This is a genomic window from Proteiniclasticum ruminis DSM 24773 (assembly GCF_000701905.1).
In the GTDB taxonomy this organism is placed as follows: Bacteria; Bacillota; Clostridia; order Clostridiales; family Clostridiaceae; genus Proteiniclasticum; species Proteiniclasticum ruminis.
Window position 1 is genome coordinate 1 of the sequence record NZ_JNKC01000011.1, and the last position, 13413, is coordinate 13413.

Below are 13413 nucleotides of genomic sequence, written 5' to 3' on the forward strand. Positions count from 1 at the left end.
TTCAGGGGTAACGGACTGAGGATCGATACCTTTAGGAATGAACCGTCTGATCATGCCGTTATTCTGCTCATTAGCGCCTCTCTCCCAGGAAGAGAAGGGATGGGCATAATAAACTTCGGTAGCGGTATGTTCAAGACAGGAAGTAAGATCTGCAAACTCTGAACCATTATCGGAAGTGATGCTCTGGAAAATAGTGTCAAAGGAGGTTCCGTATTCCTTCTGCAAGGCACGGATCGCCTGGCTCACGCAGGCGGCTGTCTTGCTTTCTATGAGACGGATGATGGAGTGTCTAGAGACTCTTTCTATCATAGTAAGAAGAACCTTTTCCTTCGTTTTTTTAAGCAGCACACAGTCGATTTCCCAGTGTCCAAAGACAGATCTGTTATTGATCTCTTCAGGACGTTCATCGATGCTCTTTCCGAGGATACGCTTGTTTGTTCTGGTGTGTGTATTCCGCCAGCATGCGATCGTTGAGCTCGGGGGCGAGGATCTGCAGGAAGGAAACAGAGCAATTCTTTTTGCCCATCCGAAAGTTCCTGCTCTCGGAAAAATCAAAGGATGCGGGTGCGATGTAGTCTTTGGTGGAAAGGCCCGATAGGGGCAGCCAGTCCCAGTCAAAGAGAAAGCGCTCCTGCCCGTCCAGGTGGTAAATACTGTGCAGGAGCTTCAGGCGGTCTTTGCCGCTCAAAGGATCTGCTGCGACGCCAAGACGCTTGAAGCTGTTCAGAAGATCATTCTCGATGCGCTCCAGCCGGGGCTTGGCTGTGCGAAGATTCTCTGCTTCGATGCCGAAGGTGATGAACTTGGTCTTGGACAGGCCGTTGTTGCCCTTGGCCAGCTGACCCCGGAGCATATTGGCATACTCTTCGCGAATGTCATCAAAGTCATCGTTCTGGTTCGGGATCAGGATGGACTGCTCGAATTCCTCGATGCTGGCACTCAGATTCAGAAAAGAGAACTGAAAGCGGATGGAGCTGTCAAAGTAGTTGAGAAAATCGCACCACCCGTCAAAGATGGCCGTCTTGTCCTCGTTCTGAGCCAGCTGATAGTTGATGTCCTGAAACTGGATAGTCTTGGTATATAAGGCATCCGTTGCCTGGCAGATGCCGTCGGGATGCATGCGCAGGTAAGGGATCGTCTGCTGGGCCGTGGCCGGAACCTTGCTGTCACGCTTGGCTCTGGCGATGGCGCTTTCAATGCGATTTCTTTCCTCGCGGCTGAGTTTTCGTTGGATGGTTTTCTGGGTGGACAATCGCTTTTACCTCCTTGTCCAGATTGGTTTGCCGCTCTACGGCGGCATAGAAGTTGTCGGTCTGGTAAGGCCGCTTCTTCGGTCGGATGAATCGGCTCTGAATGAGCTGATAAAGGATCTTTTCCAGGGGCTGACCGTTCCGTTCATACATGGCCAGCAGGAAAAAAGGCAGCATGGACAGCACCATGAGCAGCGCAGCCGTGCTGACACTCATGTGGGGTTTGGCAAGAAAAAACAGCGGGACTCCCAGAAGAGCACCGCTGCCAAATGAAATCAGTTGACGCTTGGTGAGGTTGAGCATCACCTTGGTCTTGATCTTGGTCAGATCCTTGGGTACAGGGACATAGGCCACAGGCTTTCCTCCTTTCGCTTAATGGGCATTGAAGATGGATTTGGTGAGTATACACTTCTGTCGAGTGATTTAGATTCGAGAAAAACTGCTCACGATGAGCAATGCGCAAATGATATAATTGATTTGATATCAATGAATTTTTCCGGGATTTTTATGCTGATATTTAAAATATGGTTGGGGGGGTGTGACATTGAGAAAAAAGACTGCATTCATAGTTGGTTTAGCTATCTTGGTTTTAATTTCAGCTTTTTATGTTTCTCGAGAGGGCCGGGTTATTGGTGAGATTACTGGCGCAGAGTGGGATGTCCTCACAATCGGAGAGACTGAATATCGGCAGATCAATGGCCTGGATTTTACAATTGCTGATAAGGGTAAGTATTTAGGCAAGGCAAAGTTCAATGAATCAACCGTTCGTCTCTATTCAGTAAAGGGCGATATAGAGGACAAGTACATCTATGCTTTTTGGGACTGGGAAGGTTTTTTCTACGTTCTCAATGAGTAAATCCCACAAGATTTTGTCCAAGCGTCCAAACGAAACTACACAAGCATTGCGGCCAAAGTACATTGGCCGTTTTTTCGTGTGCGCATTTCCAGATGGGATTATCAGCATTCGTCTTTTTGCTTAATGGGCATTGAAGATGGATTTGGCAAGACTCCCGGTCTTGAACAGGGTGAAACAGAGCAGAACGGTATAGCCCAGGGTTGTCCATACAGCCTTGATGATGTCGGTTTCCGTGGCGATGCTGTTTAGACTAAACTAGTTATATCTATTCTATCAGATATTCAGCAAGCTTTCCGGAATAGTCTTGTCATATTTCGAAGGTTTAAAGAGGGTTGAGGATGGAAAATACAGTTGGGGATTCAAAATATTTTTTGATTCTAAATTCCATTGATTACCAAGGAGTTTAGCCGTTGACCGCGATAAGTTGAAAAGGCTTACAATTCATTTTATTCAAAAAATTAGTCTTGACGGATATTTTGAACCGTGATAAAGTCTTAAAAAATACAACAAAGACGTTGAAGAGAAGAGTATGCCGGTGAATACCGATACAGAGAGTGCCGTGGGGTGAGAGGGCGCATGGGATAGCAGGCGGAAGATGGTCTCGGAGTTTCAGATCTGAGGGGAAACCCTAGGGTTTGACGTGAGCACACGTTACAGTGACAGAGTATCAAGGGGAATCCCGGCGTACTTGGAGAGGTATATCCTGCGAGGGATATATAAATTAGGGTGGTAACACGAAGCTTTCGTCCCTTTTGCATAGAAAAATATGCAAAAGGGAGGGAAGCTTTTTTATTTTACAAAGGAGGACAAAATGATGATCGAACTCATCGGTTTACGTAAAAACTTTGAAGGAAAAGAAGGGAGGGTGGAAGCCGTCCGGGATGTGGAGCTGAAGATTGAAGCCGGAGAAATCTACGGCATCATCGGCTACTCGGGAGCCGGGAAGAGCACCCTCATCCGCTGCATTAATCTCCTGGAAAGACCCACCGCAGGAAAAGTCATCCTCCAGGGAGAAGACCTGACGACACTCCCCGAAAAGGAGCTGCGAAATCGGCGGAAAAAGATTGGGATGATCTTCCAGCATTTCAATCTCCTCAACTCCCGCACCATCTACAGCAATGTAGCCTATCCCCTGAAAGGGTCAGGACTGACAAAATCCCAGGAGCAGGAAAAAGTGAGAAGGCTCCTCAATCTGGTGGGCATCGCTGACAAAGAGAACGCCTATCCCAATCAGCTCTCCGGCGGGCAAAAGCAGCGCGTGGCCATCGCCAGGGCACTCGCCAATGACCCGGAAGTGCTGCTCTGCGACGAAGCCACCTCCGCCCTGGACCCCAAAACCACCAGGTCCATCCTGAAGCTTCTGAAGGAGCTCAATCAGAATCTCGGGCTCACCATCGTCCTCATCACCCATGAAATGACCGTGATCAAGGAAATCTGCGACCGGGTCAGCATCATGGAAGACGGAAGGATCATCGAAAGCGGAAATGTGGCTCAGGTGTTCAGCAGTCCAAAAGCCCAAACCACCAAGGAGTTCATCGACACCGCCCAGAATCGTGACAAGATCTTCGACTTCCTCACGGAAGAAGCCAACATCTTCGACATCCGTCCCGAGGATGTGCTCACCCGGGTGAGCTACACCGGTCATGCGGTGGGGGCAGCCCTCATCTCGGAAGTCTCCCGGCGCTTTAGCCTGGATGCCAGCATCCTCTACGGAAATCTGGAGATCCTCAGCCATGTTCCCGTGGGGGAGCTCCTGGTCCTCTTCCGGGGAACCGCAGCCAACATCGAAAAAGGCATTGACTACTTTACCCAAAACAATCTGCAAGTGGAGGTGATCGACGTTGAATACATTACTCGAAAAGTATCTGCCTAATGTTCTCTTTAACCAGGAAGAGTTTGTCCAGGCCATCTTTGACACCTTGACCATGGTGTCCATCTCCGGCGCTATTTCCCTGGTGCTGGGCACTTTCGTGGGCATCCTTCTGGTGGTAACCCGGGAAGGAAACATCCTGGAGAATAAAGCAGTCCAGAAGATCCTCTCCCAGACCATCAATGTCTTTCGCAGCATTCCCTTTATCATCCTTTTGGCTGCCCTTCTTCCCCTGACCCGGGCCATTGTGGGCACGGGCATCGGGACTAAAGGCGCCATCGTCCCCTTAGTCTTTGGCACCGTCCCCTTTCTCGCCCGCCAGATGGACACGGCCCTCTCCGAAGTCAGTGACGGGGTCATCGAAGCGGCCCAGGCCATGGGCTCCAGTCCCTGGGAAATCATCTTCCGGGTCTATCTCCGGGAAGGACTACCCGGCATCATTCGCGGCATCACCATTACCGCCGTGAGCCTCATCGGCCTTTCCGCCATGGCCGGTTCCATCGGCGGCGGAGGACTGGGCGACTTTGCCATCCGCTACGGTTACCAGCGAAACCATAACGATGTGACCTACGTCACTGTAGCCGTGATCCTCGTCATGGTCACCATTCTCCAGAGCATCGGCTCCTATTTCGTCAAACGCACCACCCACTAACCCTGATCTTTACTAAAAAATAAACCGCATAAAGGAGTACAACCAATGAAAAATATTCAAAAACTCATCGCCGGATTCACCATCGCCATCACCGCCCTCACCTTCACCGCCTGCGGAAGCAAGGCAACTTCCGCAGAAACCACCACCATCAAGCTGGGGGTCACGGGCAGCGAGTCTGAAGTCTGGAAGCATATCCGAGAAGAACTGGCCAAGGAAGGTATCACTCTGGAAGTGGTAAGCTTCTCCGATTATACCCGGCCCAACCAGGCCCTGGCCGAAGGGGAAGTGGATGCCAATGCGTTTCAGCATTATGCGTTCTTCGACAAATTTGTGGCGGAACACAAACTGGATCTCACCGTCATCGGCGAGACCGTCATCGCCCCACTAGGGATTTACTCCAAGAAGATCACCAAGCTGGAAGAGCTGAAGTCCGGGGACTCCGTAGCCATCCCCAATGATGCCACCAACGGCGGCCGAGCCCTGATCCTTCTTCAATCCGCAGGACTTCTCAAAATCGATGAAGCCGCCGGAATTTTGCCCACGCTGAAGGACGTGGTGGAGAATCCCCTGGAACTGGAACTGGTGGAAGTGGATGCCAGCACCACTGCCCGGGTTCAGGAAGACGTGACTGTATCCGTCATCAACAGCGGCTTTGCCGTGGATGCCGGACTCAACCCAGCCAAGGATGCCATTTTCCTGGAGCCCGTGGACGATAAGTCCAAGCCCTACATCAATGTCATTGCTGTCCGCACCGAAGACAAAGACAATAAGGCCCTGAAGCGCATCGTGGAACTCTACCAGACGGAAGCCGTACGAGCCATCATCAACGAGCTCTACAAGGGCTCCCAGGTGACACCTTGGTAGGAAAGGGGAGAAGCATGGAAATTCGACGAGAGGTTCAAGAAACAGAAGACTATGTGGTGGGGCTTCGGCGGCATTTTCACCAGCATCCGGAATCCAGCCTAAAGGAATTCGAAACGGCTAGACGCATTGAAGAGGAGCTGGACAAACTCCTCATCCCCCATGAGCGGGTGGGGGAAACCGGGGTCATCGGCTATCTCAAAGGAAAAGAAGGAAAGGTCCTGGCCATGCGGGCGGATATCGATGCCCTGGAACTCCAGGAGCTCAATACCGCCGAGTATGCTTCTAAATATGAGGGACTTATGCATGCCTGCGGACATGATGCCCATACGGCAGCACTCCTGGGCGCAGCCAAGGTCCTGAAGACTAAAGAATCGGAACTTCCCGGATCGGTGCGGCTGTTCTTCCAGCAGGCGGAGGAAATCGGCCAAGGTGCCCGTCAGTTTGTAGCGGGCGGTCATCTCCAGGATGTGGATGGGGTCTTCGGCCTCCATGTGGCCTCCGGCTTGGATACGGGAAAAGTCACCGTCACGCCGGGACCCATTGCCGCTTCCTGCGACTACTTCAAAGTCACCATCCACGGGAAAAGCGGCCATGTGGGAAAGCCCCACGCCGCGGTGGATGCCCTCTACATTGCTTCACTAAGCGTGGTGTCCCTCCAGAGCATCGTGGCCAGACAGACGGATCCGGTGGATCCCGTGGTGGTGGGCATTGGCGTTCTATCCTCGGGGACCCGCTATAACATCATCGCCCAGGAAGCGGTCCTTGAAGGAACCTTCCGCACCTACAGCCAGGAAACCCGGGAAAAAACCCAGGCATCCATTGAACGGGTCCTGCGGGCCACAGCAGAGTCCCACGGGGCCACCGTGGACATCGAGTTCCAGGATTTTGCAAGCCCGGTCATCAATGATCAGGCTTCGGCAGAGCTTGCGGCATCGGTCTGCAGAAAAATCGTGGGTGAAGACAATGTGGACACCAATGCCCCGAAATCCCTGGGGGCCGATGATTTTGCAGAACTGCAGCGGGTGGTGCCCGGCGTCTATGTTAATGTGGGTACCCGAAATCCCCAGGATGAAAACAGCAGTTTTCCCCATCATCATGGCCACTTTGATATCGACGAAAAGGGACTTCTCATCGCCACGGAGCTCTATGTGGCCTATGCTGAGGCTTTTCTGGTTTAAAGAGCTTTCCTTAAATAAGCCCTGAGCGAAAAATGTGGGGAAAAAAGCGAATGCGATTTTGCTGATTTTCTCCATTTTTTCGGGGAAGCCCCCGATTTTTAGGCCAATGTATTGCAAATATTTCACTTTCATTGGGAATAAGTGCCGTTAATTTTAATCCATGGAATTTCGGTATGAAATGGAATACACTAAAGTCAAGAATCCTGGGAAACAGGATAATCGTGATTTTACATTGAGGTGTAAAAATGAAACTGAACCTACAAAACTTCAAGGCCATGGAAGAAAAGGGTATTAAGGTTCCCCACTTCGACTATGCAGCTGTGGCAGCTAAGACCAAGAAGAATCCTGTTTGGGTGCACTTTGGCGCAGGCAATATTTTCAGAGGCTTCATCGCAAATCTGCAGCATAAACTTCTGGAGGAAGGCAATGCCGACACCGGCATCATCGCCGCAGAAACCTTCGACTTTGATATCATCGAGAAGATTTACGATCCCTATGACAATCTGACCCTTCTCACCAGCCTCTATGCCGATGGATCCATGGTGCCCTCCGTGGTGGCCAGCATCACCGAGGGCGTCAAGGCTGATCTTTCCAAGGAAAAGAAAGCTGCCCGTCTTCGCGAGATCTTCGTGAACCCCAGCCTTCAGATGATCAGCTTCACCATCACCGAAAAGGGATACGCCCTGACCAACGTCAACGGCAAAGTTTTCCCCTTCGTGCAGAAGGACTTCGAGAACGACCCAAGAGCCCCAGCCATGCCGTGAGCGTTGTCACCTCCTTGGTGTATGACCGTTACCTGGCCGGCCAGTTCCCCTTCGCCATTGTGAGCATGGACAACTGCTCCCACAATGGCGAAAAGGTCGAAGTTTCCGTGAAGCGCATCGCCAAGGAATGGATCGAAAGAGGCTTTGTTGAAGCCGGATTCCTCAACTACCTCAGCGACGAGAGCAAGATCTCCTTCCCCTGGAGCATGATCGACAAGATCACCCCCAGACCTTCCGAAGAAGTGAAGGCCAAGCTGGATGAAATCAGCCTGGAAGATATGGCTCCTTTAGTCACCTCCAGAAACACCTTCATTGCTCACTATGTAAATGCAGAAGTTCCCCAGTACCTGGTGGTAGAGGATAAGTTCCCCAACGGACGTCCTGCCCTGGAAAAAGCTGGCGTATACTTCACCACAAGAGATACCGTAAACAATACGGAAACCATGAAAGTCACCACCTGCCTCAACCCCCTCCATACCGCTCTGGCTGTGTATGGCTGCGTTCTGGGTTATGAGAGCATTTCCGCCGAGATGAAGGACACCGAGCTGAAGGCTCTGGTGGAGAAGATCGGCTATACCGAAGGCATGCCCGTGGTTGTGGATCCCAAGATCATCAGCCCCATGAGCTTCATCAAGGAAGTCATCGAAGAAAGACTTCCCAACCCCTTCATCCCGGATACCCCACAGCGTATCGCCACAGATACTAGCCAGAAGGTGGCCATCCGCTTCGGCGAGACCATCAAGTCCTACATGAAGCGCGATGACCTGGATTCCTCCAAGCTCACCTTCATTCCCCTGGCTCTGGCCGGATGGCTCCGCTACCTCCTGGGCGTCAATGACAACCTGGAAGCCTTCAATGTCTCCAGCGATCCCATGATGGAAGAGCTGCAGAAGAAGCTGGCAGGCATCGAAGCTGGAAATCCCGCTTCCTACACCGGACAGCTGAAGGAAGTCCTGGCCAATGAAATCCTCTTTGGTGTGGATCTCAACAAAGCCGGACTGGCCGACAAAGTGGAAAGCATGTTCCTGGAACTCATCGCAGGCAAGGGCGCCGTTCGTGCAACCTTGAAAAAGTACCTGGCGTAAGAGAACCCTCCATACAACACAAAAGATGAAATCGGATGGGGCAGTGATCGTTGATCACTGCCCCATAATCCGCATAAAATTGCGAAACTTCAAGGGATTCAAGGGGAACAGCCATTGTATTTTAGAGGTTTTTATCGCGGAGAATTGGAAACGATACAAGAATCTCCTCTAATAGGTGTACAGAAGAATACTGTATACAGATAATCAAGAATTCTCAATGAAGGAGAGGTACCCATGGAAGACTACATTTCCGAAGTGGTCAAGCTTGCGGATTTGAGCCAGAACAAACCGCTGAACGAAATCGTATTTGAGTGGCTGCGCGACGCCATCATTAAAGGCATCATTCCCGTAGGCGAACGCATCAACGAAACGGTCTATGCGGACAAAATGAACATCAGTCGAACTCCCATCCGGGAAGCCCTGCGCCGGATCCAGGAAGAAGGCCTGGTGGAATACGTCCCCCATTACGGCATCGTGGTGAAGAAAATTACCATCGACGATGCCATGAAATCTACCAGATCCGTAAGGATCTGGATATTCTCGCCACCCTCAATGCCGCCAAGATCATGACCCCTGAACAGTTCGACGAAATGCGGGATCTTCTGGAACGTACGGACAAAGCCGACAACGTAGGCGATGTCAAACTGGTGGTGGAACTCTCCAAGGAATTCAACGACATGATTTACCGCTTTGCCAAGATGCCCCGGCTGGATGTCATCGTGAAAAAGCTTCGCCAATACCTGGTTCGTTTCCGGGATATTTCCCTCACGGAGGATAACCGGCGCCGCAAGGCCCTGGATGAGCATTGGCTCCTCTATAAATATATGAAGAAACAGGACAAGGACATGCTCACCCAGATCACCAGCGAGCATCTCGACTTCTCCGAGAAGTTCATTCTCATGGCCATGGAGAAGCTGGAAGCGGAGCAGCAGAAAGCGGATGAAGAGTAAACAGGAGGCTCTGGTCCGCGCCATGGCGGACCTGGCCACAGAATCCATACTCTTTGAAGTTATTCTCACCCCCAAGCCTGGTCTTGTGGATGCCAAGGATCCCGGTTCCCACCGGGACATGGACATCTTTACCTTTGTCCGCAGCGCCGTGAGCCTTAGCCACGGCTTCCGGGAGTTCTTCCTCGCTGGATTTACGGGGGAGGAGGATCTTCCCGCCCTGTTTGCCCAAATTCGTCCTTTAGGCATGGAGGTGGAAGAGAAGATGTTTGACGCCACGGGAAAGGTGAACACCCATAAGGGGATTATCTTCTCCATGGGGATCATCCTGGCGGCCCTGGGGCGCTATGCCCGCATCCGAGAGGGCGAAGGGCCCTACATCCCGGAAGAAACGGAAGCGGTGCTTCAGCTGGTCACCCAAATGACCCAGGGGCTGGTCTCCAAGGATTTTCAAAGCCTGGCCCACCGGCCACCGGCCACCCATGGCGAACGGCTCTATGTGGACGCAATCGAAGAAACTGAATATCGGCAGATCAATGGCCTGGACTTCACAATTGCTGATAAGGGTAAGTATTTAGGCAAGGCAAAGTACAATGAATCAGCCGTTCGTCTCTATTCAGTAAAGGGTGATACAGAGGACAAGTACATCTATGCCTTTTGGGACTGGGAAGGATTTTTCTACGTTCTCAATGAGTAAATCCCACAAAATTCTTGGCCAGGCGTCCAAATGAAACTACAAAAGCATTGCGGTCAAAGTATCTTGACCGTATTTTCATGTGCGCATTTTCAAATAAGATTATCAGCTTTCCTTTACAAGTACTGATTATGGAAAAGTTCTGTTTCTAATAACTGAACTTAGAGTGTCAGCGAGAAAGTAGTTTTTGATCGTTATGCAGTGTCTTGATAAATTTGTTTACAAATATACTTAAACGGACTGCAATATAAGTATATTTGCAAAAAGGGGTGATGATGATGAATTACCTGGAAAAACTTGAAAAGCTCATTCAGAAGCAACACGGCACAGTTTTAAGTGCTGACCTGGATATATATGAAATTCCTAGAACCTATCTTCAAATGATGGTAGCCGAAGGGAAACTGGAAAGAGTGGATCGTGGTGTTTATGTTTCAATTGATGCCATTGAAGATGAAATGTATGCCATGCAAACGAAATATCCAAAATTGATTTATTCTCATGAGACTGCGCTCTATTTGCATGGTCTTTCTGACAGGACGCCTTTTGAGTATTCAGCCTCTGTTCCAAGTGGTTACAAAGTGGTGGGATCAGTCGCAGATCGATTCAAAATCTACTACATCAAAAAAGAGCTGCACGAACTTGGTTTAGAAACGATGAAGAGTTCACATGGCAATCCAATCAGAGCTTACGATGTCGAGAGAACTGTCTGTGATTTGATCAGAAGCAGAAGTCGGATTGATGTCCAGATTCTAAATGATGCGTTGAAACGATTTGTGAAATTGAAATCTGCGGATCATTCAATTCTCTTGGAATATGCCAGGAAACTGAAAGTTGAAGCAGTACTAAAAAGCTATCTGGAGGTGCTGATATGAGAGGGAAAGCCATGAGCTTAAAAGCGAAAATCTGAAACTTGGCCAGGAAGAAAGATATGTCCGCCCAAGTCGTGCTTCAAAACTACATGTTTGAACGGTTCCTGGAAAGGCTTTCTCAATCAAAGTATCAGGATAAATTCATCCTGAAAGGAGGAATGCTGATTGCGGCACTTGTCGGCATCGATAACAGATCGACAATGGATATGGACGCAACGATTAAGAATTATCCTATCAACGTTGAAGCCCTGACCAAAGCGATCAATGACATCTGCAGCGTTGTCATTGATGATGATGTGTCCTTCTCATTTTCCGGGATCGATGCCATACGGGACGATGATGCGTATGGCGGTTATCGAGTGAGCATTACGGCTGAATATGATACCATCACGACTCCCTTGCAGATTGATATCACAACTGGTGACGCCATCACACCAAAGGAAGTCCTCTATTTGTTCAAAATGATTTTTGAAGAAGGCAGCTTCGGAATTTGGGCTTATAACATTGAAACCGTCTTGGCTGAAAAAATGGAAACTATTCTGAGAAGAGGTGAGCTGTATACGCCCAAGGGATTTTTACGATGTTTATATCTTGGCGAAGACCCAGCGTTTTGAACATTCGTTATTTGTAGACGCCCTGAAATCAACGGCTACACATAGGGAAACGACTCATATCTTTACGAACATCAGCAGTCGACTGGATAAAATCAGTGGAAGCGACACATTGAGATCCAGATGGAGTAAGTACACAAAAGATTATCGGTACGCGGATGGGATCACATATGAGGATGTCATGGAGGCCATTAGGGGATTGGTTCAGACTCTCTGATTAATTTGACGTATTTACAAAAATACGTATCAGTCGAGTGAAGTAAGTATACTTGTAATTGAAAGTCGCCTTCTCAATAACAATCTGTTGAGAAGGCTTCTTCATTTCAAGTTTGCTAAAGCTCAGGTTCCGTGGACTTCTGCTTCGGTTTGGCCATATGCAGCTCGTCCTTGGGCTTGATAGGAATGGCAACGATGCGGCTGCCCATCTTCATAAAGATCTCAGGATCAGCAAATTTCTCGCGGTACTTCTCGGCCAGCTCAGGCGTCAAGGAATCAAAATCCTCTTCGCCAAGTCCGCAGACGATGAAGGTTCCGGCGATGATGTCGTAGTCCTCAAGTTTTCGGTTAAGAGGGAGGCCGATGAGCTTGCCTTCTTCATGACAGACAATGGCAACCGGGTCATCATATGGATAGACGGCTTCGATGTAGCCGCCGACAACCTGCTGTAGAGAGTTCAGGTCACCGGTGATACTGGCCATACGGGGTGCTTTTTCAGGTTCAACAATCAATACGTCCATAGATTTCTTCTCCTTTTCTGTTTTTGAAATTGCACGAAACATTCCTTTTTTCCAATGTTTTGTGCATAATCAGGAATTATGCTATTTAGAGGTCTACTGTCCGTGGTTTTTAACGGTCCGGATGCCATTTAATTAAAAAAAACCACCTTTTCAGGTGGTTTGGAATATCAATCATGTTTCTTATAGCTGTGTTCACTATGTCAGGATAAAAAAGAACTGCCGGCATCGTTACGGCAGTTCATTAAGATGCATTCGCCCTTCCGTCCTACTCATTAATGATTACCTTAGATCAACCTCAGTGATATAGTAATCTTTTCCGTCATACACTCCAGCGCGGATCTTAAGCCCGCCAATGGATGTATCCAGACGCGCCGAGATCCGTTGCGTCATATCATTAAAAATGGTATCAACCTGCAAAGTATCAAGGACAGGCGGATCCCATGATAAATCAACAACATATTGGTTCTGGCTTAGGCGAGTGGTCACGTCACGCTCGAGAAGACCCGGTGAATTGTACTCCTCAAAGATGTTGACTTTGTATTGCAGATCATCAAAGTCTTTACCAAATGCTTCAGATATGACTTTACGAAGATAATCAGTACAGCGGGCAGCCGCATATCGATCGATACGGTCCGCTTCATCCAGAGTCGAAGTGAACACTATTTCAGGCTCACTCTTTGAAGATATCTTGAATGAAAATTCCTTGCGTTTATAACCATAGCTTGAACTTACAATCTCAAAATCTTCATCATATCTTGTTTCATATGCCTTAATGATTGCTCTTTGCTGGCTGAATCGCTCAATGATATTACCTGAAAAAGTCATATAGAAATAGAACACGAAGGCAAGTGCAGTAAGGAGAAGAAATCCTATAACACCAACAAGTCGCTTCGTTCTCTTTTTCATTTTTCAGTTCTCCTTTCTAAATTATTTTTCTCATAGCAACATATTCTTCTGTATTTATAAGTATTATATTACACCCATTAAGGTATAGGTTAATATAGTTACAAATAGACTCATGACAGGCAAGCTGGAG

15 protein-coding genes, 3 pseudogenes and 1 other annotated feature are annotated in these 13413 nt (G+C 49.0%); of the genes and pseudogenes, 12 read left to right on the forward strand and 6 right to left on the reverse strand.

Going from position 1 to position 13413, the window contains the following annotated elements; genetic code table 11:
• The 3 genes and pseudogenes from T487_RS16480 to T487_RS0111665 form a co-directional block, all read right to left on the reverse strand.
• Window positions 1-555: IS30 family transposase (locus T487_RS16480; protein ID WP_162178256.1), on the reverse strand; the 555-nt coding region annotated here is incomplete at its 3' end.
• Window positions 449-1252 (reverse strand): annotated as a pseudogene (locus T487_RS16715) (VirB4-like conjugal transfer ATPase, CD1110 family); the annotation flags it as partial. The gene T487_RS16480 and the pseudogene T487_RS16715, both read right to left, overlap by 107 nt.
• Window positions 1194-1604: a PrgI family protein gene (locus tag T487_RS0111665; protein WP_031577316.1), complete on the reverse strand. Its 411-nt coding sequence runs from the start codon at window positions 1602-1604 to the stop codon at window positions 1194-1196. The gene T487_RS0111665 and the pseudogene T487_RS16715, both read right to left, overlap by 59 nt.
• 190 nt (window positions 1605-1794) lie before the next feature.
• Here T487_RS0111665 and T487_RS0111670 point away from each other — a divergent pair, with 190 nt between their 5' ends.
• Window positions 1795-2106, forward strand: a complete 312-nt coding sequence (locus T487_RS0111670; protein ID WP_031577317.1) for a hypothetical protein — start codon at window positions 1795-1797, stop codon at window positions 2104-2106.
• 120 nt (window positions 2107-2226) lie between these two features.
• Here T487_RS0111670 and T487_RS16820 read toward each other — a convergent pair.
• Window positions 2227-2355, reverse strand: a pseudogene (locus tag T487_RS16820) (VirB6/TrbL-like conjugal transfer protein, CD1112 family); the annotation flags it as partial.
• A gap of 257 nt (window positions 2356-2612) precedes the next feature.
• Window positions 2613-2860, forward strand: a binding site (T-box leader).
• Window positions 2861-2920: 60 nt separating this feature from the next.
• Here T487_RS16820 and T487_RS0111680 point away from each other — a divergent pair.
• The 11 genes and pseudogenes from T487_RS0111680 (at window position 2921) to T487_RS16805 (ending at window position 11857) form a co-directional block, all read left to right on the forward strand.
• On the forward strand, window positions 2921-3979 hold the full coding sequence (locus T487_RS0111680; protein ID WP_031577318.1) for a methionine ABC transporter ATP-binding protein: 1059 nt from the start codon (window positions 2921-2923) through the stop codon (window positions 3977-3979).
• Window positions 3948-4628 (forward strand): methionine ABC transporter permease, encoded by a 681-nt coding sequence (locus T487_RS0111685; protein WP_031577319.1) that lies wholly within the window; start codon window positions 3948-3950, stop codon window positions 4626-4628. Before T487_RS0111680 ends, T487_RS0111685 begins: the two co-directional genes overlap by 32 nt.
• A gap of 45 nt (window positions 4629-4673) precedes the next feature.
• Complete coding sequence (locus tag T487_RS0111690) at window positions 4674-5492, forward strand: MetQ/NlpA family ABC transporter substrate-binding protein (RefSeq protein ID WP_031577320.1); 819 nt, start codon at window positions 4674-4676, stop codon at window positions 5490-5492.
• Between the two features lie 14 nt (window positions 5493-5506).
• Window positions 5507-6670: an amidohydrolase gene (locus T487_RS0111695; protein WP_031577321.1), complete on the forward strand. Its 1164-nt coding sequence runs from the start codon at window positions 5507-5509 to the stop codon at window positions 6668-6670.
• A gap of 245 nt (window positions 6671-6915) precedes the next feature.
• Window positions 6916-8519, forward strand: a pseudogene (locus T487_RS15530) (mannitol dehydrogenase family protein).
• A 234-nt stretch (window positions 8520-8753) separates the two neighbouring features.
• On the forward strand, window positions 8754-9089 hold the full coding sequence (locus T487_RS16640) for a GntR family transcriptional regulator (RefSeq protein ID WP_207638313.1): 336 nt from the start codon (window positions 8754-8756) through the stop codon (window positions 9087-9089).
• Entirely contained in the window at window positions 9086-9469 is a 384-nt protein-coding gene (locus T487_RS15535; protein ID WP_242848059.1) for an FCD domain-containing protein, read from the forward strand. The genes T487_RS16640 and T487_RS15535 overlap by 4 nt, the downstream gene beginning before the upstream one ends.
• Window positions 9459-10163, forward strand: coding sequence for a triphosphoribosyl-dephospho-CoA synthase (locus T487_RS0111710; RefSeq protein ID WP_051651694.1), 705 nt, complete (start codon window positions 9459-9461; stop codon window positions 10161-10163). The genes T487_RS15535 and T487_RS0111710 overlap by 11 nt, the downstream gene beginning before the upstream one ends.
• A gap of 275 nt (window positions 10164-10438) precedes the next feature.
• Window positions 10439-11032, forward strand: coding sequence for a type IV toxin-antitoxin system AbiEi family antitoxin domain-containing protein (locus T487_RS0111715; protein ID WP_031577323.1), 594 nt, complete (start codon window positions 10439-10441; stop codon window positions 11030-11032).
• Window positions 11033-11088: 56 nt separating this feature from the next.
• Window positions 11089-11643 carry a nucleotidyl transferase AbiEii/AbiGii toxin family protein gene (locus T487_RS15540; protein ID WP_051651695.1) on the forward strand — a complete coding sequence of 185 codons (555 nt, stop codon included), beginning with the start codon at window positions 11089-11091 and terminating at the stop codon, window positions 11641-11643.
• Window positions 11579-11857 carry a nucleotidyl transferase AbiEii/AbiGii toxin family protein gene (locus T487_RS16805; RefSeq protein ID WP_423219172.1) on the forward strand — a complete coding sequence of 93 codons (279 nt, stop codon included), beginning with the start codon at window positions 11579-11581 and terminating at the stop codon, window positions 11855-11857. The genes T487_RS15540 and T487_RS16805 overlap by 65 nt, the downstream gene beginning before the upstream one ends.
• A 115-nt stretch (window positions 11858-11972) precedes the next feature.
• Here the strand turns inward: T487_RS16805 and T487_RS0111725 are convergent, their stop codons facing one another.
• Both T487_RS0111725 and T487_RS0111730 read right to left on the reverse strand, forming a co-directional pair.
• Window positions 11973-12377 (reverse strand): DUF3846 domain-containing protein, encoded by a 405-nt coding sequence (locus tag T487_RS0111725; RefSeq protein ID WP_031577324.1) that lies wholly within the window; start codon window positions 12375-12377, stop codon window positions 11973-11975.
• Between the two features lie 279 nt (window positions 12378-12656).
• On the reverse strand, window positions 12657-13283 hold the full coding sequence (locus tag T487_RS0111730) for a hypothetical protein (protein ID WP_031577325.1): 627 nt from the start codon (window positions 13281-13283) through the stop codon (window positions 12657-12659).
• Window positions 13284-13413 lie beyond the last annotated feature (130 nt).